The sequence below is a fragment of the Pseudomonas sp. FBF18 genome, assembly GCF_024261405.1.
Lineage (GTDB): Bacteria > Pseudomonadota > Gammaproteobacteria > Pseudomonadales > Pseudomonadaceae > Aquipseudomonas > Aquipseudomonas palmensis.
In genome coordinates this window covers 31,269-49,077 of sequence record NZ_QKRS01000002.1, presented here as the reverse complement: position 1 = coordinate 49,077, position 17,809 = coordinate 31,269, and the positions used below count along the sequence as shown (strand labels likewise).

Genomic DNA, 17,809 nt, shown 5'->3' with positions numbered 1-17,809 from the left:
TCAGAGCCGGTGAACCCTGATCTCGACCCCCTCCTCGGGGTCGGGCACCCGAAAGTGGCTGGTGATCAGATCGAACTCGGCGTCGGACGCGGCGAACTCATGCTCGGCGCGGCCGTTGCGAAGGTGCAGCCTGGCCCGGCAAGTCTCATCGCTTGCCTCGATGTAGTGAACGCAGTGCGGCACCTGTGCGGCGTCGGCCAGGGCGCGCAGCCATTGGCGATCGGCAGGCGTGTTGGCCGGAAAGTCCAGCACCACGCTGGTGCCCGCCCTGAGCATGTCGGTAACCAGCGGCCCCATCACCGCCCGCACCTGGCGGGCAAGGCGCACGTAGTCGGCCACCGAGTGGATCTGCTGCGGGTACAGCCTGGAGAGCCAGTGATCCTCGCTCAGCAAGATCGCCGCGTGTTCGGTTGCCAGGGCCTTGGCCAGTGTCGACTTGCCGGAGGCGATCTTGCCGCACATCAGATGAAGCGTCGGGGTGGCCATGGCGTTGTCCTGATTGATGAGCCGCCATGATGCCGTGCCGGCGCTTGCCCCCACAACAGTGGAACGCGCTCAGAGGTTCATGCCGATGGCCAGCCGGTTGAACGCATTCATCAACGCCACGGCCAAGGTCAGGTCGGAAATCTCGACGTCGGAAAAATGGGCTTTCAAGGGCTCGTACAACGCATCGGGTGCGCCCTTTTCGCTGACGTGGGTCAGCGTCTCGGCCCAGGCCAGTGCGGCGCGCTCGCGCTCGTTGAACAGCCCACTGATGCGCCAGCCGGCCAGGCAATCGAGCTTGGCTTGCGCCACCTCGCTGTCACGCAGGGTTTGCGAATGCTTGCCCAGGCAGAAGGCGCAGCCGTTGATCTGCGAAATGCGCAGGTACACCAGTTCGATCAATGGCAGGCCCAGGGAACTGGCGGCCAGTGCGTTGTTGGTGGCGAGCAGGCCTTGGTAGGCCTCAGGCGACAGGGAAGCGAACGGCAGTCTGAGTTGGCTCATGGTGAAACTCCAGTGAAGTAAAGGGGATCAGGCGCAAACCTGTGGGTTGAACAAGAGCTCCAGCGCCAGACGCGCGCGGCCGGCGTCGATTGCGCTACGCACCGCCTCCTCGCCGCCCACCAGGCCCTGCAGGTAGGTGAAGTGCAGGTCGAACAGCCCGAGGGTGTTGAGCACATGGCGCAGGTACGGCGTGAGAAAGTCCGGTTGGCGCGCCGCCTCGCCCTGGTGAATGCCACCGGAGCCCACCAGCACGTACACCGGGCGGTCGCGCAGCAAACCGACCTTGCCCTGCGGGCCGGCACTGAAGGTGCGGTGAATGCGCAGCACGTAGTCGATCCACAGCTTGAGCGCGGCCGGCAGCATGAAGTTGTGCATGGGCGTTGCAATCAGCAGCACATCGCTGCGCTCCAGTTCCTGGATCAACGCCTCGGACACCTCGAAAGTGGGTGCGTCGAATGGCGTGCGGGTGGTCAGGGCGCGGGCGTAATCGGTATCGAGCGGGGGCAGCGGGCTCGCGCCCAGATCACGCTCGATCAGTTGCAGCTCGGGGTGGCGCCGGCGCAAGGTGGCGACCAGCTCCAGCGCCAGTTGATTGGCATGGGACACCGCCCCCTGCGGGCTGGCGTTGAGCAGCAGTACGTTGTTCATTGCGGGCTCCCCGGCTTAAGGCTTTGGGTAAAGTGCATGCCACGGGCCAGCAACCCCTGGCGAAAATAGAAGCGCTGGGCCAGCGGCATGTGCAGGCCGGTATCCAGCACGAAGTGATCGCAACCGCGCTGCAGCGCCTCGTCACGCACGGCGCTCAGCAACTGCGCGCCCAGGCCGCCGCGTTGCAGGTCGGGGCTTACCACCAGGTCATCGACATAGATGAAGCGCCCGTACAACAGGTTTTCCAGCGGGCGGTAGCCCGCCAGGCCCACCACCTGCTCACCCTCCCACGCCGCCAATAAGCGGTAGCCCTGCGCCGACTGACGCTGTAGCTGCGCCACATAGTCGGCCAGGTCGTTGAGGTGCGGGCGCAGTACACGCATCAGTTCAAAGCTGGCTTCAAAGGCTGCGTGGCTTTCGAGGTGTTGAAGGGTGTAGGCCATGGTCGTCGTCCGCTTTTCAAGAGCGCCCACTTTAAGCAAGCAATGGCTTAAGCTACAGGGCCGAAAAATGAATAAACGACTAGTCCAAGATGCTTTCCTTCGAACTGGACCGCAGCCAGCAGGCGCCGATCTATCGCCAGCTTTACCAGCGCTTTCGCGAATCCATCGCCGACGGCCGCCTGCGCCCAGGTGATCGCGTGCCGGCCGTTCGCGCCCTGGCCGCCGAGCTGAACCTGGCGCGGGGCACCGTGGAGGCGGCCTACCAGTTGTTGATCGGCGAAGGCTACCTGATGGCGCGCGGCGCCGCCGGCACGGTGGTCACCCCGCAACTGACCCCGGTTGCCCCACCCCAGCTAGGCCCTGGCGTATCCGCCAGCACCTACCCGACCACCCATTCCGGCGAGCTGCCACTGCCCTTGCAGATGGGCCTGCCGGCCCTGGACGCCTTCCCGCGCAAGCTGTGGACGCGGCTGGCCGGCCGGCAACTGCGTCAAGGCGGCCTGGAAAGCCTGGTGTACCCGGACCCACGCGGCCACGCACCGCTACGGGCGGCGATTGCCACTTACCTGGGCATCTCGCGGGGCATCACCTGCCGCCCCGAGCAGGTGTTCGTGTGCGCCGGCTATCGCGCCTGCCTCGACCTGATTTGCCATACGCTGATGCAGCCGGGCGACCGCTGCTGGCTGGAGGAACCCGGCTACTTCATGGCCCGCAACGCCCTGCAGGAAGCCGGCGCGCAGCTGGTGCCCGTCAGCGTGGACGACCAGGGCCTGGATGTGGAACAGGGCATCGCCCGCGCGGTGGATGCGCGCTTTGCCGTGGTCACCCCCACCCACCAGAGCCCGCTGGGCGTGTCGCTGTCGCTGCCGCGCCGGCTGGCGCTGCTGGCGTGGGCCAACCGGCAAGGCAGCTGGATCATCGAGGACGACTACGACAGCGAATACCGTTATCGCGGCAAGCCCCTGCCCGCCCTCAAGAGCCTCGACCAGCAGGGCCGCGTGCTCTACACCGGCACCTTCAGCAAGGTGCTGTTCCCCGGATTGCGTCTGGCCTACCTGGTGGTGCCGGCGCAGCAATGCGAGGCCTTCGCCCGCCAGGCCGACCGGCTGCACAACCACTGCCCTCACCTGCTGCAGGCCACCGTGGCGGCGTTTATCAACGAAGGCCACTTTGCGCGGCACCTGAACAAGATGCGCAATCTGTACGCCCGGCGCCGGCAATGGCTGATCGAGGCATTGCAGCAGCAGTTGGGCGAGCGTTTGCTGATCGATACCCAGGCAGGCGGCATGCACCTGGTAGCCGGTTTGCCCGGCGTGGACGATGTAAAACTGGCCAAGCGCGCACGGGCCGCCGGGCTGGCGGTGGAGCCGCTATCGCAGTGGTACCTGGCAGGTGCGCCCAGGCACGGGCTGGTAATGGGGTTTACCAATGTTGCCAGTGCGCAGCAGGCGGCGATGGTGGCGCGGGAACTGGCTCGGCTTGCATAGGGGCAGCAACCCCTATCAGAGCAAACCCGGCTAGGCACGACGAGGGGGCAAAGGCGGATGCTATTGCTCACCGCATCTTCAGGAGGTTTTGTTCGGTGACCGACTCAAGCAACAGCCATGCCTACGCAAAACGGTTCGACGCCGTACTCGCCTATATCGATACCTGCCTCGAGGGCGATCTCTCGGTGAGTGCACTGAGCCGCGTCGCCAACTTCTCGGTGTTTCATTTTCACCGGCAATTCACGGCGTATGTAGGCGTGCCGGTTGCACAGTATGTGCAGTTGATGAGGCTTCGGCGCGCTGCGCATCAACTGGTCGGTTCACCGGGTCAGTCCGTGCTGGAGACAGCACTGGGTGCTGGCTTCGAAAGCCCCGAGGCCTTTTCAAGGGCGTTCAGGCGCGCCTTTGGCATGGCGCCGAGTGCGTTCGCCAAGGCACCGAGCTGGCAGGTCTGGAATGCGGTCTTCGTTGTCCCTCACTTTTCCAGGAGTATCACCATGCAGATCCTTATCGTGACGTTCGCCGAAACCCGCGTGGCGGCGCTTGAACATTGCGGGGCGCCCGGCCTCGTCAGTCAAAGCGTCAGTCGTTTTCGTCAGTGGCGCATGCAGAGCGGTCAGTCGCCAGTAGCCGTGAGCCGCTCGTTTGGCATCCCCTATGACAATCCCGATACCACGCCCGCAGAGGCCTTCAGGTTCGCGATTTGCGGCGAGATAGACGAGGCCGTGCTGCCCAACGAATTCGGCGTGCATGAACGGGTCATCCCGGCAGGGCGTTGCGCCGTGATTCGCCATACGGGGTCGCCTGACTACATCGGAGAATCCATCTACCCGCTTTACCGCGACTGGCTACCCTCCAGTAACGAAGAGCTACGCGATCACCCATTGTTCTTCCATTACCTGAGCGTGTTTCCCGAAACACCGCAGGATCAATGGCAGACGGATATCTACGTTCCGTTGAAATAGGCGAAGCTGGCGTGTGAAACGGGTTGCCGCTCGGTGGGTGAGTTGCCGGCCGAGCGGCAGTGGTGCCAAAAGCGGACCGTGCGAGCCGATGTCTGAGCCACCGGCCTTCGAAAGTCGTAAATCATCAAACCGGCAGGATGCGCGTCCAGTAACGGGTAATCTGCTGGATTCGGATGGGTAACGAACGGGCGATAGTGTTCAATGTCAGCTCGATGTTGCCAAGCGAATACGAGCCCGACACCCGCAAGTGGCTGACCTCCGAGGCGCAGCCTAGATAGCCGGGGCAATAGCGCTGCAACTCGTTGATGAGTGTATCCAGCCTCCAGCCCTCCACTACCAGCCGCCCCTGAGCCCAGGCCTCTTCGCCTTTTTTCAACGGCTGCGTGGCAAACAGTCGCTGACGATCAAGTGTCACCGATTGCCCTTGCTCGATCACGACCTCGCCTTCAGCCTGCTCAGGACGGACCGCAACGGCATGCTGGTAGACGCTGAGGCGTGTCAGCCCGTCGAGTTGGCGCACGGCGAAGCGAGTGCCCAATGCGCGCAGATCACCCTGTGCGCTGCGCACCAGCAACGGACGTGAGTCCTTGCCGGTGGTTACATGGACCTCCCCCGCCCGAAGCACCAGCAAGCGCGTGCTGGCATTGAACAGTACATCCAGCGCGGTATCGGTATCCAACACCAGCAGGGTGCCGTCGGCAAGAGCCGCTTGGCGCTGTTCTCCGGTGCGCGTTCTGAGGTCGGCCATCCATCTGGGCGCAACGTCATATCCCTGCCATGCCAATGAACTGGCGCCGGCGCCCAGCAACAGCCCCTTGAGTAGCGTGCGGCGATTCGGGCCGCTTTCGCGCAGCGTGGACTTTTCCATGACGTTCCAGGCCAACTGCTGCGGCATGCCGCCCAGGCGCGCCTGCAATTCGGTCAACTGCTGCCATGCCCATTCATGCTCCGCCCTCCGGCAGTGCCAGCGTTGCCACTGCGCGCGCAGCGCCGCGTCTTCAGGGTTCGCGCACAGCTGCGCGAACCACTGCGCAGCATGGCGAAGTGCTTGGCGCTGGGCGTCGGTGGTCACCACGGATTGTCCACCAGGTACAGGAGGCAGCGTTCGGTGGCCCGGGCCATGTACTTGGTTACCGAGCTGGCGGACACCTGCAGGTGCTCGGCGATTTGAGGGTAGGTCAGCCCTTGCACTTGCGACATCAGGAACGCCGTTTTGGCCTTCACGCCCAGGCCGTCAAGCATGCGATCCAGCTCCAGAAGTGTCTGGAGCAACGAAAGCTGTTCTTCGGCAGAAATCTCGAACGACTCGGGCTGCGCGGCGAGCACTTCCAGATAGGCACGCTCCACCGACTGACGGCGAAAACTGTCGATCATTACCCGCTTGGCGATGGTTACCAGAAAATGCCGAGGCTCATTGAGCATGGCCGCCCGGGGTTCACGGCGCTCGGCGAGCAGCACGCGAACAAAGGTGTCCTGGGCGAAGTCTGCCGCCGCCTGCGAACACCCGGTGCGCTTGCGCAGCCAACTGATGAGCCAGGGTTGATGGTCGTTGTAGAGGGTCGCGATAAGGTTGCCAGACGGCATATCCAGGCCAAACAGTGAATAAGAATTAATCGCAATATAGTGAAATGATGGCCTGAGAGCAATCGACTTCTGGCCGTGAAAATCAGGCCAGGAAAAAATTTCGAAACGCGTTGTCACTTTCCTCTCGGCTACGCGACTCCTTTTGCAGACACCTCACAAAATGCCAACAACCGCATCAGGAGTAAGCATGCAGCATCCCCTTCCAGGCTTCTGCACCGCCACGTTGAACACCCCAAGCGCGCTATGCCTTGCCCTACTTGGCGCATCGTTGTTGATGGCCACTCCAGCACTTGGCCACGCGGCTGAAGGCCAGGTAACAGCCCGTACGCTGCATCAGCAGGAATTTGCCATTGAAGCCGGGGCGCTGGCCACTGTGCTGAACAGCTTTGCCACCGAAGCAGGCGTGGTGCTGTCGTTCGACAACGGGCTGACCGAAGGCAAGCAGAGCCGGGGCATCAATGGCCGCTACAGCATCGACCAGGGCTTTGCCGTGTTGCTGAGCGGGTCCGGGTTGCAGGCGGTTGCAGGTGGGGACAACAGCTATGTGCTGCTGCCGGCTGCACCGTCGGGTTCATTGCAACTGGACGCGACCAACGTGACAGGCTCGGGGCTGGGCGCCATCACCGAGGATTCGGGGTCGTACACCACAGGTAGCACCACCACAGCGACGCGGATGAATCTCTCGCTGCGCGAAACGCCGCAGTCGATCAGCGTCGTCACGCGTCAGCAGATGGACGACCAGAACATGCAGTCCCTGGAAGACGTTGCAAGGGCAGCCACGGGCATCAGCACGGTCAAGGGGTTCGGCACTGAGCGTCCGCTTTACTACTCGCGAGGGTTCCATGTCGACGACCTGCAATTCGATGGCCTGCCGAGCAGCGTCACGGAAAGCTTCTCGATGGACGTCATGTCGGTGAACAACATGGCCATGTATGACCGGGTAGAGATTGTCCGAGGCGCAAACGGCCTGATGCAAGGGGCAGGTAATCCGTCTGCGGCCATCAACATGGTTCGCAAGCGACCGACACGTGAATACCGGCTCAAGGCAGAGATCGGTGCTGGCTCGTGGGACAACTACCGCACGCAACTCGACGTTGGCGGCCCCTTGAACGCAGAGGGCACCGTGCGTGGCCGTACGGTCCTGATGTACAACAGTCGAAACAGCTATCAGGACTACGCTGACAAGGACAACCAACTGTTCTACGCCATCGGCGAAGTCGACCTGAATGACTCGACCACGGTTGCAGTGGGGGCGTCCTTCCAGCAGGACAACAGTGGCGGCTACGATTGGGGCGGTTTGCCTACCCACCTGGATGGCAGCTCATACAACTTCTCGCGGTCGAAGTCGTTCGCTGGAAAGTGGGCGTACCTGGACAAGATCAACCGCAACGTCTTTGCCGATATCAAGCACAGCTTCAATGAGGACTGGAACCTCACCGTCGCCACCAACCTGATTTGGTCCAATTCGGATTTTCTCGCTCAGGTTGGGTACCACACCAAGGACACCGACTCGACGATGCAGTACTGGCCGAACAGCGCCCGTTACGATGACGAACAGATCAATCTCGACGCGGCGCTCAACGGTGCGTTCAACCTGCTGGAGCGCAAGCATGAGGTGGTGATCGGTACCAACTTGCGGCGTGACAGGCTGCAATACGTCACAGGCTCGTCCAGCGTGAACCCTATCGTCGACATTCTGGACTTCGATACCTCCACATTCCCGAAACCGCAGATAGTCGGCAGCCTGACGCCCAGTCGACATGTGCGCAAGGACAAGGGGATCTATGCAGCCACTCGCCTGAACCCATTCGATGATCTGCACGTGATTCTGGGCAGCCGCTTGAGTTGGGTCGACTACGACACCCAGGGCCCGTGGGAGACGGACCGCTTCAGGGAAAACCGCAAGATCATCCCCTACGGCGGCATCGTCTACGACGTCAATGACACTACCTCGGTGTATGCCAGCTATACCGAGATCTACAAGATGCAGAGCAACTACAGCGTCGACAACAAACTGCTCGCACCCACAACGGGCAGCAACTACGAAGTGGGCGTAAAAAACGAACTGTTCGATGGCAGGCTCAATACCTCCCTGGCGCTGTTCCAGGTGGATCAGACAGGCCTTGCGCAGGTCGTGCCCGAGGCTGGGCGCGTGTGTGGGCCCACGCGCGATTCGCGGTGCTACACCGAGGGCGCCAAAGTACGAAACCGCGGGTTCGATGCCGAGGTCTCGGGCGAGTTGATGCCCGGGTGGAATGCCTCCATGGGCTACACCTACAGCCATCCAGAATACGTGGCGGGTAGCAGGAAGGGTGACACCTATGGCACAGAGAACTCGCCACAGCGACTGTTCAAGGCCGCCACCACCTACCAGTTGCCAGGTAGCCTGGACCAATGGCGAGTCGGAACCAGCGTGTACCATCAGAGCAAGCTGTACCTGAACAGTATTTCGCAGAGTGCCTACAACCTTGTGGACTTGAATGCCAACTTCCGGATCGACCAGAACCTGAGCGTTCAGTTGAACCTCAACAACGTTTTCGACGAGAAGTACTACACCGCGATTTTCAGCCAGGACACCGGAAACTATTACGGCGAACCCCGCAACTTTGCCGTCACGCTGCGCTACGAGAACTAGCCGTGAGCAGTGGTCGATAGGGCGATTTCAAGCGGCTGTAACGGCCGCTTGGACGGACCCTGTGCTCACCAGTATCTTCATGTTGAACGGCCAGGGAGTTCGTGCGGGGTGAGCCGGGTGGTGGGCGAGCGAAGTAACAGCTCCCCACGACCAGTCGCTTGCATCGAACTGGATCAGAAAGCCACCGAACGCTGACAGGCCGACGTCGCCACGATCTTCCCGCGCTTTAGCACCATCAACCGTGTGGGCAGGTCGAGAATCACGTCACCCACCGAATGCGTCTCCAGCAACACCACGTCAGCAGGCGCACCCGGCACCAACCCATAATCCTTCAACCCCAGCGCTTTCGCCGGATGGGTAGTGAGCATCGACAGTACCGTGGCCTGGTCATCCGCCCCGCCCAGGTGACAGGCCGGAATCGCCAATTGCGCGATGTTGAGCAAGTCGCCGGTGCCAAACGGGGTGAATGCGTTGCGAATATTGTTGGTGGCAAGGCACACATTCACGCCGCCATCACGCAGGGCCCGCACCGGCGTCAGGGTACGGCGCACGTCATGGCTGTCGCCGCGCGCACCGAGGTGCAAGTCGGTGGCGGGCAGGCACATGACGCTGATGCCAGCCTCGCGAATCAAGGCAATGATCTCCCGCTGTTTGTGCGGCGCCACGGCACCCAGGCTGGTCAGGTGACCGACGCATACGCGCCCTTGATAGCCTTGCTCGATGGTCTTGCGCGCCAGGTACTCAATGGTCATGTGTTCGGCGTTGTCGGCGAAGTCCTGATGGAAGTCGATGTCCTTGCCGTAGCGCCTGGCCAGGTTGAATACATAGTCGATGTGGTCATGGGCCGAGTCGTCGTTGTAGGGAATGCCGCCCACTACATCTGCGCCCTTCTCCATGGCCTCAACCATCATTGCCTGCATGCCCGGCAGTTTCAGTATTCCCTCCTGCGGGAAGGCCACCACCTGGATGTCGATGGCGTCGCGCAGCTTGTCGCGCAGTTCCAGCACCACATCAAAGCCGGTGAAGCCTTGCACCGGGTCGAATTCGGCGTGGGCGCGTACGTGGGTAGTGCCGGACTGCACCAACGCACGTAGTGCTTGAGTGGAGCGCGCGAGAATGTCGTCGCGAGTCAACGTGGGTTTGAGCTCGGCGGTAACCGCTATCGCCTCCTTCAACGTGCCGGAGCGATTGGCCTTGCGGTGCATGATGTTGGCTTTTTCCAGGTGCAGGTGCCCTTCGACAAAGCCCGGGATCAGCACGTGGCCGTGGCCCTGGATTTCCTGCACGGCCTGCACTGAAATTGTCGGCGCGATCTCGACAATCTTGCCGTGGTGCACCGCTACGTCCATCAGCGGTTTTGTATCGTCGATGCGCACATTGCGAAAGATCAGATCCATGACGTTGGCCCTCTATGATGCTGCCCCAAGGCGCATCGGTAAAAAACGAACCATGGGCAGCTCAACCGTTGGAACAGCCGTTACCCATCACTCGGTATTCAAGAATGTGTTTCTGGCCCTTGGAGTCTTCATACGTCATGAGCACAGGTACCACGGCGTAGACGTGCGCGACTTCGCTGATGGAAATGACGCGGGCGATGTCCAGGTGCTGGGCATAGCTGTATTGCTCAACCGGTATCGGTTCGTCGGCCATCGCCGCAGCACAGAAAAAGCTCGCTATCAGTACAGGTAACGCCTTCATGTTCAGAGGCCCTCCTCCACATTTTCAAGAACATGGAGCCCGGCAGCCATGCAGCGCCGGGCCCCATGGGTGGGGTGATCAGAACGGTTTGGTCGGCAGGTACTTGCCATCCAGGGTGATCACCGCGCGGGAGCCGCCGTCTGGGTCATCGACCTTCTTGACGTCCAGTTTGAAGTTGATGGCGCTGATGATGCCGTCGCCGAACTTCTCGTGAACCAGCGCCTTGAGCGTGGTGCCGTAGACCTGAATCATTTCGTAAAAGCGGTAGATGGTTGGGTCGGTAGGAATGCCGTTGCCGATGCTGCCGCGCAGCGGAATGCTTTGCAGCAGGAGCACGGCATCGGCGTCGAGGCCCAGGGTGTCGGCAACCACCTGGGCTGCGTTGGCCGGCAGCGGGTGCTGACCAAGCAAGGCGGCGGTGACAAAAGCTTCGTGCAGGCCGGTGCCTTCGGCAATCTGAGCGAACGACAGGTCTTTGCGGGCCTTGGCCAACAGGATGACGTCGGTCAGGGCAAGGCGAGTGTCTTGGCTGATTTGTGATTGGATCATGGGGATATCTCCGTGGGTAGAAACTGGGGTTAGTGGGTAGCAACGCAAGCGGTAGGGCTTTCGGCCAGCGACACGAACTTGCCGGTGCGGCTGTCGAAGGCCTGGATGCAGCCGCTTTCGATGTCGTAGACCCAGCCATGCAACGTCACGCGCTTTTCTTCCAGCGCGAGGCGTACCGAGGGGTGTGTCTGGATATTGGCCAACTGCGCGATGACGTTTTCGCGCACCATCGAGGCGACCTTGGCGTGCTGGTCGACATGCTGGCGGGCCTCGTTGACCACCCGACCGGAATCGGCGTAGCGCAACCAGCCGGCCACGGCGGGCATGTTGTCCAGGCATTTGCAGGTGGCGATGGCGGTCATGGCGCCGCAGTCGGAATGCCCGCAGATCACGATGTCGCTGACTTTCAAGGCTGCGACCGCGTACTCCACCGAGGCGGACACACCGCCTGGCTCAGGGCCGTAGGACGGCACGATGTTGCCCGCATTGCGGATGACGAACAGGTCGCCCGGCTCACGCTGTGTGACCAGCTCCGGCACCAGCCGGCTGTCGGAGCAGGAGATGAACAGCGCCCGTGGGCTCTGCTGGTTGGCCAGGTCTTTGAACAGGCCGGCACGTTCAGGAAAGGCATTGCGCTGGAATTTAAGGAAACCGTCGATGATGTCTTGCATGGTTGACTCCGTTGGTTCGCGATGCGATGAGGCAAAGGTTACGGAGGCCGTGCAATAAGGTAAAAGTCTCATATATGATTATCTTCATCAGATAAACTTATAGGTACAGGCATGCTGGCGCGCCATATTCAGTATTTTCTTGCGGTCGCCGAACATCAGGGCTTTACCAGTGCCGCGGCGGCACTGCATGTTTCGCAGCCCGCGCTGTCGCAGCAAGTGCGCCAGCTGGAGGAAAGCCTCGGGGCGCAGTTGTTCGATCGCTCAGGGCGCAAAACACGCCTGACCGATGCCGGGCAGGTGTACCTGCGTTATGCATTGCGGGCGGCGCAGGAGCTGCGCGAAGGCAAGCGGGCGATCCATGATGTGGGCGATCTCAGTCGAGGAACGCTGCGCATAGCGGTGACGCCAACCTTCACGACCTACCTGGTCGGGCCGTTGGTGGAAGCCTTTCACAGCCGTTACCCGAACATCACGCTGAACGTGCATGAACTGGCCCAGGAGCAGATGGAGAACCTGCTGCTGAGGGACGAACTGGATGTGGGGATTGCGTTTGATGAGGTGCATGCGCCAGACATCGAAGCCTATCCGCTGCTGGTTGAAACGCTTGCCCTGGTCGTTGGTAGCCGACACCCGCTGGCCGGGGCGCGGGCTGTCGGCCTGGAGACGCTGAATGCGCAGTCGCTGATTCTGCTCAGCAAAGCGTTCGCCACCCGCGAACAGATCGACCGCTATTGCAACCAGCACGGCATTCGCCCGCGCGTGGTGATGGAGGCCAATGTAATTGGTGCGTTGATTGAGGTGGTGCGCAGAACCACGCTGTCGACCTTGCTGCCCGCCGCCATAGCGCAGGAGCACCCAGAGTTGGTGTCTGTCGAGTTGGGGCCGCATCGGCTAGAGCGTACAGCGGTCTTGATGCAGCGCAAGAATGTCTATCAATCCGCGGCTGCCCGGGCGTTTATGGCGCTGGCCAAGGAAGTGGCCAGTGATCTGACGACCAAAACAGATGAGTAGCGGAATACGAAGGGCTTTCAGCGTGCCCGCAACCTCTTCCATGTCGCAATGTACCGACGCATGGCTCGGTACGCAGTACTTGCCCTGCCAGGGCTGCTAAAGTGGCTTATCCATAGGGTTCCGAGGGCTATCGTGTATGTCCGATGCAAGCGAGCTTGTCAATGACAGTGAGGTGTACAGAACCCTTCTGGAGTCGACCAAGGCGATTCCCTGGAAGATTGACTGGGCCTCGATGAAGTTCACCTACATCGGCCCTCAGATCGAGGCGTTGCTGGGTTGGAGCCCTGAAAGCTGGGTGAGCGTGGAAGACTGGGCCATGCGCATGCATGCAGAAGATCGCGAGCATGTGGTGAACTTCTGCGTGACGCAATCCAAGGCTGGCGTGGACCATGAGGCGGACTACCGAGCGCTGACCAAGGACAACGGCTATGTGTGGATCCGCGACGTTGTACACGTGGTGCGCAATGACAGGGGCGAAGTCGAAGCACTGATCGGCTTCATGTTCGACATCAGCGAACGCAAGAAGACCGAAGACCAGTTGCTGAGTTTGCAGAAAGAGCTGGAGGTGCTCTCGTTCAAGGACGGCCTGACGAATATTGCCAACCGTCGTCGCTTCGACAGCTGTTTCGAGTTGGAGTGGGAACGTGCGCGCCGCGAGCGCCGGCCATTGTCGCTGCTGTTGCTGGACGTCGATTTTTTCAAGCAGTACAACGATTTGTACGGCCATATTCAAGGCGACAAATGTTTGATAGCGATTGCCCAGACCCTGAGTTTGGCGTTGGATGGCCCACGCGACCTTGTGGCTCGCTATGGCGGCGAAGAATTTATCGTGCTGCTGCCCGAAGCCGATGCCGAGGTAGCGCGTAAAGTGGCTGACCGCTGCCAGCGGTTGATCCACAAGCAGTCCATCGTGCATGCGCTATCGCCACATGACCACCGCCTGACTGTCAGCATAGGCGCAGGCTCGGTGGTGCCAGGCGAGCGGGACAGGCCTACAGACTTCATCAAAGCCGTGGACCAGCAGCTCTATGCGGCTAAAAACAACGGACGGCACCGCATTGAGTATGTGCAGTTGGAGGGGTTTTCGGGCTGTTCAGCAGTAGAAGGTGCAGAAGAACAAACAACTGCCCGTCATTCATAAAGGGCCATCTCCAGCCACGGTGATGCTGGAGAAAACGCAGCGGCGAGTGCGATTCGTCGCCTGCTTAATACTTAGGAGTAAGGATTGAAACGCCAGATTCTCGCACTACTAGTGTCTTTTTCGTCACTCACAGCTGCAGCCAATGACACGGTGACAATGCCTGGCCCAGCAATTTACTCATGCACACAATGGAACGACTCAGCCGGAAACTCATTAAGGCTACCACTCGCAATGTGGCTATTGGGTTTTGCCAGTGGTAGCAATATACGCACAGCGCCAGATAACCTGCAGGCAGAAATCTATGATAACGATAAGGCACTTGCATTTGCCGATAGCTACTGCAAACGCAATCCTGATCACTACATGAGCCAGTTAGCAATGGCCTTGGTAGAGAAATTTGGCGGACCTAAAGCCAAGCATGAATGGTCGGAGTAATTCCCGACAATTACTTCAAATCGTTTACTGCACTAGTTCCGCTTTCGACCCATAGCAGTCCTTCGCTGTGTGCGTCAGTAGGCGGCCAGTGCCGGCATAACCGTCCTGAGCTTTTCAATGATAAAAATTTATGGCACATGTACGTCTAGGTCCGCGTGACCGCTCGACAGCAGTCACGACACTGCCAGATATGCGCTGGCAGCCTTAGCGGGCTAAGGATGAGTCGGTAAAAGCAGCTAGACTGAATGCGCCTGAATTTTGGAATCATATTACAGCCCGCTTCTGAGATAGCTATTGCTCAAAAAGGGCGGGCAGCCGAACTAAAAGCAAACAGGAGAACATATGCCAGCTACCCCAGGGCCTACTTGTTTTGATAAAAAAGAACCATCAATAAGTTATAGCCAGCCAACGAAGCAAGCTGCGCGAAAGGCAGCAATTAGCCATGCTGTAGAATTATTGACTGTAAGACGTGAAGACTGCACTATTGCTCCGGATAATTACATTAATAAAGTAATCAAAAAGCTGAAGTCTTCAGGGCCAGACTCTAGCTACTCTCGAGCAGCCAATAAATGCAAAAGCGAAGATGTTCTATCATGGAGAAAATTTCGCTCGTCAACCATCGGAATGAGAAAACCAGAAGAGCTTACAGTTGCCTATCTCGCAGGACCTGAGCCGATCAACGACATTGCCATTCTTACTGAGCTAGGTGTACGCCCAGAAAACATATGGGCTTTCGAGCTTGATGAGGGGGTCTTTGCTTCGGCACTCACAACCCTTAAGTGCTCACCTCTCCGTGGGGTAAAGCTGATGAATACCAATATTGAAGATTACTTTGTGGCTTCTCCGCGTAGATTTGATATTATTTATTATGATGCCTGTGCACCTTTACCTAGCCATGAACAAAAAACAGCAAGAATTCTCTCCAATATATTCAAGCACTCTGCGCTGGCACCTCTGGGGGTGTTAATAACAAACTTTAGCAAGCCCGACATAGATGACGAGACAGCCTGCAATAACTATACAAATTTGATTGCAAACTACCTCTATCCTAAATCTTTCCTAGACTCTCCTGAGGACTCGTCAACAAGCGATAGCGCTGAAGCAGAAGGATATTGGATCCCTAGTATGCTTGAGGATATTGATCCAGAAGAGCATGATGACTATTATCCTCCGCACAAAAATTTTGTTGATATAGTAAGGCGAAACTTTGATGCCTACTATGGATCATTTATAACCCGCCATATAGCGGATATCGCAGCGATAATTGCACCTTCAGTGCGGGGGGTGAATTCTTCCCTAAGTAGCGAGCTTGTGAGTTGCGTTGATGCAGCCAATCAGCGCGGTCAAAGTATGATCACCCCTCAGAATGAGCTTGGCGAGGAAATTCTTAATGAATTAGCCAAAATATCATCAAGGCTTCCAGAATTTGGGAGCTCCTATACAGACGCTGAGGAGGCCGATCATACCGAGGTAGAGCATGAACTGAACGCCTTTCAAGAAAAATATTTTCCCGAGTGCACAGGAGGTGAGGCTTTGGAATGCTCATACCTGCACTCAATTCTATACACCTTAGCGCTATGTAATCTGGCACCCAGTAGGGCAAGGTCAAAAACAAATCCTGGATTCAAGTTTTATGATAGATGGGCATCACAGCTTACTGGCTCAACCGAGAAAAAATCCGCAATTGACGCAATTTCTGTTTTCTATGCGCTTCGCCATGATGATGCTCACTGGCCCGAGTCTTTAAAGGACCTTAAAAGGTTTGACTATGATCGCAAGATGCCATTTTTGTGCGATGTTGCTACAGACGAGTTGTCATTTTACCCTCCGTTCGCTCAGGTCAGTTATCCTGCGCATAATAAAGTTTCGGAAACCAAACGCTATCAATATGTTGCAGAAGGGAAGACTACCTCAATGTTCTTGGATGTACTCCCTTTCGATGAGTGTAGATATATATATGACTGGTTATCAACTGCGCCGTTGATTTCAGAGGATTGGAGTGATACGTCCCGTCAACTTGTTTTTAGATTTGCCCTGGATGCAATAGTAAAAAACAAATATTACTACCAAGATGACTATTTCTATGGATGTAATGTTGTTAGTACTGACGGCTCTAACTTCGAGCCGCCACAATACGAAAAGAGAAAGAAAATCAAATCCAAAACGTAAGGCGCACTGTCATTTCCTGCGTATCAGTCGCCCCTCCAATCAAACGTGCGTTTAGTGGCTGTTTTACGCCTGTATTTGGCCATTTTTTCTTGTGCGAAGAGCAGCTATGGGTCGATAGCGGCCTGTGGTAGGAGGGGGAAGTGACGATGGAGGACGGATCGTGGTTGGCAGAGCACCTGAGTGGGAGGGGCTGAAACTGTCTAAAACTGCTTGAAACTTCTCGACTTTACTGGGCCAAAATCGCTGAAACTGGGTGAACTGTATTAGACATGGGAGATGCACAGGCCGCTTATGGTGGTGCGGCCTAAGGCTCGAATCTCACGCAGCTGTTGCATCACTGAAAAATGGTGTAACCGAGGCGTAGCCTACGCGCTTGGCTGGGACGAGGAATGATCAGTGAAGAAAAAGCCTAAGAAATCGGAGCTGTTGTCTATGGGCTTTCCTTCAACTTTCCATTCTGTAGGGCTAAGGTGGCATTTTGAAATTATTGCGTCTTTACAAGTTCTTCTTATAAGTTGGATGGTTGCCTCATTCTCAGGACATGTACGGAATCGCGCGCCCAGGTAGACTTCTTTAAATGCTTCCTGAGGGATAGCGAAGTCTTTATATGAGTCGTCTTTGTGAGATACCCTATTTTCAGTGATCTGTGGGTAAATTTCTCTAGCTACTCGAACCTCCTCTTCGTATGCCCAGTGAACGGACTTGTGAAGGAATATTTTTTCCAATATTGCATTGTCTTTCGGTCTTGTGAACTCGTAAGGGAGTTCGGATCCAAAGCTGGATGGTCTTATTGATGTGTAAACTACCGATCCAGACCTTGCAGGTATCAAATTCCCTGTGTCGCACTCTAATCCCGTTATCTCAGTGTCTATTCCGATGACTGCTCCAGTGTGGTTGTCAGCGTAGTGGGCCCACATTAGTAGGTTGAGTGGATTTCTTGTAAGACATAAAACGCCTATACTTTTTCTGTAGTGCATGGCTGTCAGTATGTTCGAAAGGCCCGCGTCATCCTCTTTGTTTGCGCCGCTTCCACCAGAGATGGCACAGTCAAATGGATCATTGAAGAATTCAGGGGTTGTAAATCGAATGGTTGAGTTCTTGAACACAGCAGCCAAGGCTATGTGAGACATATATTTGTAAAGTATCACTTCTTGTACCTTAAGTGTATTTGTAGCAACGTCCGGGTTGTCGCTGCGCTACAGGACGTATTCTACATCGAATCCGCTAGCTTCAGTGCTGGTCAGTCAGTGACGAAGGCCAAGAAAATCAGTTCCAAAACTGAAGGGGTGGCCCTTGTAGAATGCAGGTTGCAGACGTGCAAAACGTGATTTTTTTGGAACTGATTTCCTCACCCATCACGCATGAAGCCGCCTTTCTTCTGCCGGA

At 57.8% G+C, this 17,809-nt stretch carries 18 protein-coding genes; 7 read left to right on the top strand and 11 right to left on the bottom strand.

The features are described 5' to 3' along the window. The 4 genes from DN387_RS04060 to DN387_RS04045 form a co-directional block, all read right to left on the bottom strand. Positions 1–486, bottom strand: a complete 486-nt coding sequence (locus DN387_RS04060; RefSeq protein WP_054914629.1) for an ATP-binding protein — start codon at positions 484–486, stop codon at positions 1–3. Positions 487–555: 69 nt separating this feature from the next. Next, positions 556–987, bottom strand: coding sequence for a carboxymuconolactone decarboxylase family protein (locus DN387_RS04055; protein WP_043861401.1), 432 nt, complete (start codon positions 985–987; stop codon positions 556–558). A 27-nt stretch (positions 988–1,014) separates the two neighbouring features. Continuing rightward, entirely contained in the window at positions 1,015–1,635 is a 621-nt protein-coding gene (locus DN387_RS04050) for an FMN-dependent NADH-azoreductase (protein ID WP_054914630.1), read from the bottom strand. Continuing rightward, entirely contained in the window at positions 1,632–2,078 is a 447-nt protein-coding gene (locus DN387_RS04045; protein ID WP_043861403.1) for a GNAT family N-acetyltransferase, read from the bottom strand. Before DN387_RS04045 ends, DN387_RS04050 begins: the two co-directional genes overlap by 4 nt. Before the next feature lie 89 nt (positions 2,079–2,167). Here DN387_RS04045 and DN387_RS04040 point away from each other — a divergent pair, with 89 nt between their 5' ends. Beyond that, entirely contained in the window at positions 2,168–3,565 is a 1,398-nt protein-coding gene (locus DN387_RS04040) for a PLP-dependent aminotransferase family protein (RefSeq protein ID WP_058540087.1), read from the top strand. Between the two features lie 95 nt (positions 3,566–3,660). Beyond that, positions 3,661–4,530 (top strand): GyrI-like domain-containing protein, encoded by an 870-nt coding sequence (locus DN387_RS04035; protein WP_054914632.1) that lies wholly within the window; start codon positions 3,661–3,663, stop codon positions 4,528–4,530. A gap of 124 nt (positions 4,531–4,654) precedes the next feature. Here DN387_RS04035 and DN387_RS04030 read toward each other — a convergent pair whose 3' ends face one another. Together DN387_RS04030 and DN387_RS04025 are read right to left on the bottom strand one after the other, a co-directional pair. Continuing rightward, positions 4,655–5,602: a FecR domain-containing protein gene (locus DN387_RS04030; protein ID WP_054914662.1), complete on the bottom strand. Its 948-nt coding sequence runs from the start codon at positions 5,600–5,602 to the stop codon at positions 4,655–4,657. Further along, entirely contained in the window at positions 5,599–6,114 is a 516-nt protein-coding gene (locus DN387_RS04025; protein ID WP_054914633.1) for a sigma-70 family RNA polymerase sigma factor, read from the bottom strand. Before DN387_RS04025 ends, DN387_RS04030 begins: the two co-directional genes overlap by 4 nt. Before the next feature lie 187 nt (positions 6,115–6,301). Here DN387_RS04025 and DN387_RS04020 point away from each other — a divergent pair, with 187 nt between their 5' ends. Next, a complete protein-coding gene (locus tag DN387_RS04020; protein ID WP_054914634.1) occupies positions 6,302–8,749 on the top strand; it encodes a TonB-dependent receptor in 2,448 nt (815 codons plus the stop codon). Positions 8,750–8,922: 173 nt separating this feature from the next. On the opposite strand, the gene DN387_RS04015 is transcribed toward DN387_RS04020, so the two are convergent. From DN387_RS04015 to DN387_RS04000, 4 genes are all read right to left on the bottom strand, one after another. Further along, positions 8,923–10,146: an amidohydrolase family protein gene (locus DN387_RS04015; RefSeq protein WP_054914635.1), complete on the bottom strand. Its 1,224-nt coding sequence runs from the start codon at positions 10,144–10,146 to the stop codon at positions 8,923–8,925. Positions 10,147–10,207: 61 nt separating this feature from the next. Beyond that, positions 10,208–10,447 carry a DUF2790 domain-containing protein gene (locus DN387_RS04010; RefSeq protein WP_054914636.1) on the bottom strand — a complete coding sequence of 80 codons (240 nt, stop codon included), beginning with the start codon at positions 10,445–10,447 and terminating at the stop codon, positions 10,208–10,210. Between the two features lie 78 nt (positions 10,448–10,525). Beyond that, positions 10,526–10,996 carry a cyanase gene (gene cynS / locus DN387_RS04005; protein ID WP_043861410.1) on the bottom strand — a complete coding sequence of 157 codons (471 nt, stop codon included), beginning with the start codon at positions 10,994–10,996 and terminating at the stop codon, positions 10,526–10,528. A 29-nt stretch (positions 10,997–11,025) separates the two neighbouring features. Then, positions 11,026–11,667, bottom strand: a complete 642-nt coding sequence (locus DN387_RS04000) for a carbonic anhydrase (RefSeq protein ID WP_054914637.1) — start codon at positions 11,665–11,667, stop codon at positions 11,026–11,028. Between the two features lie 111 nt (positions 11,668–11,778). Here DN387_RS04000 and cynR point away from each other — a divergent pair, with 111 nt between their 5' ends. From cynR to DN387_RS03980, 4 genes are all read left to right on the top strand, one after another. Then, positions 11,779–12,678 carry a transcriptional regulator CynR gene (cynR, locus tag DN387_RS03995; RefSeq protein WP_054914638.1) on the top strand — a complete coding sequence of 300 codons (900 nt, stop codon included), beginning with the start codon at positions 11,779–11,781 and terminating at the stop codon, positions 12,676–12,678. 136 nt (positions 12,679–12,814) lie between these two features. Beyond that, entirely contained in the window at positions 12,815–13,819 is a 1,005-nt protein-coding gene (locus tag DN387_RS03990) for a sensor domain-containing diguanylate cyclase (RefSeq protein ID WP_082405704.1), read from the top strand. A gap of 84 nt (positions 13,820–13,903) precedes the next feature. Next, on the top strand, positions 13,904–14,254 hold the full coding sequence (locus DN387_RS03985; RefSeq protein ID WP_156326197.1) for a hypothetical protein: 351 nt from the start codon (positions 13,904–13,906) through the stop codon (positions 14,252–14,254). A 342-nt stretch (positions 14,255–14,596) separates the two neighbouring features. Further along, on the top strand, positions 14,597–16,423 hold the full coding sequence (locus DN387_RS03980; RefSeq protein ID WP_236171925.1) for a class I SAM-dependent methyltransferase: 1,827 nt from the start codon (positions 14,597–14,599) through the stop codon (positions 16,421–16,423). 365 nt (positions 16,424–16,788) lie between these two features. Here the strand turns inward: DN387_RS03980 and DN387_RS03975 are convergent, their stop codons facing one another. Beyond that, on the bottom strand, positions 16,789–17,571 hold the full coding sequence (locus tag DN387_RS03975) for a DUF2971 domain-containing protein (RefSeq protein WP_254506009.1): 783 nt from the start codon (positions 17,569–17,571) through the stop codon (positions 16,789–16,791). Positions 17,572–17,809 lie beyond the last annotated feature (238 nt).

Excerpts from the sequence above, each read along its gene's own strand:
- DN387_RS04010 (WP_054914636.1), bottom strand. The coding sequence starts at position 10,447 with ATGAAGGCGTTACCTGTACTGATAGCGAGCTTTTTCTGTGCTGCGGCG.
- DN387_RS03980 (WP_236171925.1), top strand. The coding sequence starts at position 14,597 with ATGCCAGCTACCCCAGGGCCTACTTGTTTTGATAAAAAAGAACCATCA.
- cynR (WP_054914638.1), top strand. The coding sequence starts at position 11,779 with ATGCTGGCGCGCCATATTCAGTATTTTCTTGCGGTCGCCGAACATCAG.
- cynS (WP_043861410.1), bottom strand. The coding sequence starts at position 10,996 with ATGATCCAATCACAAATCAGCCAAGACACTCGCCTTGCCCTGACCGAC.
- DN387_RS04050 (WP_054914630.1), bottom strand. The coding sequence starts at position 1,635 with ATGAACAACGTACTGCTGCTCAACGCCAGCCCGCAGGGGGCGGTGTCC.
- DN387_RS04000 (WP_054914637.1), bottom strand. The coding sequence starts at position 11,667 with ATGCAAGACATCATCGACGGTTTCCTTAAATTCCAGCGCAATGCCTTT.
- DN387_RS04015 (WP_054914635.1), bottom strand. The coding sequence starts at position 10,146 with ATGGATCTGATCTTTCGCAATGTGCGCATCGACGATACAAAACCGCTG.
- DN387_RS04025 (WP_054914633.1), bottom strand. The coding sequence starts at position 6,114 with ATGCCGTCTGGCAACCTTATCGCGACCCTCTACAACGACCATCAACCC.
- DN387_RS04020 (WP_054914634.1), top strand. The coding sequence starts at position 6,302 with ATGCAGCATCCCCTTCCAGGCTTCTGCACCGCCACGTTGAACACCCCA.
- DN387_RS04060 (WP_054914629.1), bottom strand. The coding sequence starts at position 486 with ATGGCCACCCCGACGCTTCATCTGATGTGCGGCAAGATCGCCTCCGGC.
- DN387_RS04045 (WP_043861403.1), bottom strand. The coding sequence starts at position 2,078 with ATGGCCTACACCCTTCAACACCTCGAAAGCCACGCAGCCTTTGAAGCC.
- DN387_RS04055 (WP_043861401.1), bottom strand. The coding sequence starts at position 987 with ATGAGCCAACTCAGACTGCCGTTCGCTTCCCTGTCGCCTGAGGCCTAC.
- DN387_RS03990 (WP_082405704.1), top strand. The coding sequence starts at position 12,815 with ATGTCCGATGCAAGCGAGCTTGTCAATGACAGTGAGGTGTACAGAACC.
- DN387_RS04040 (WP_058540087.1), top strand. The coding sequence starts at position 2,168 with ATGCTTTCCTTCGAACTGGACCGCAGCCAGCAGGCGCCGATCTATCGC.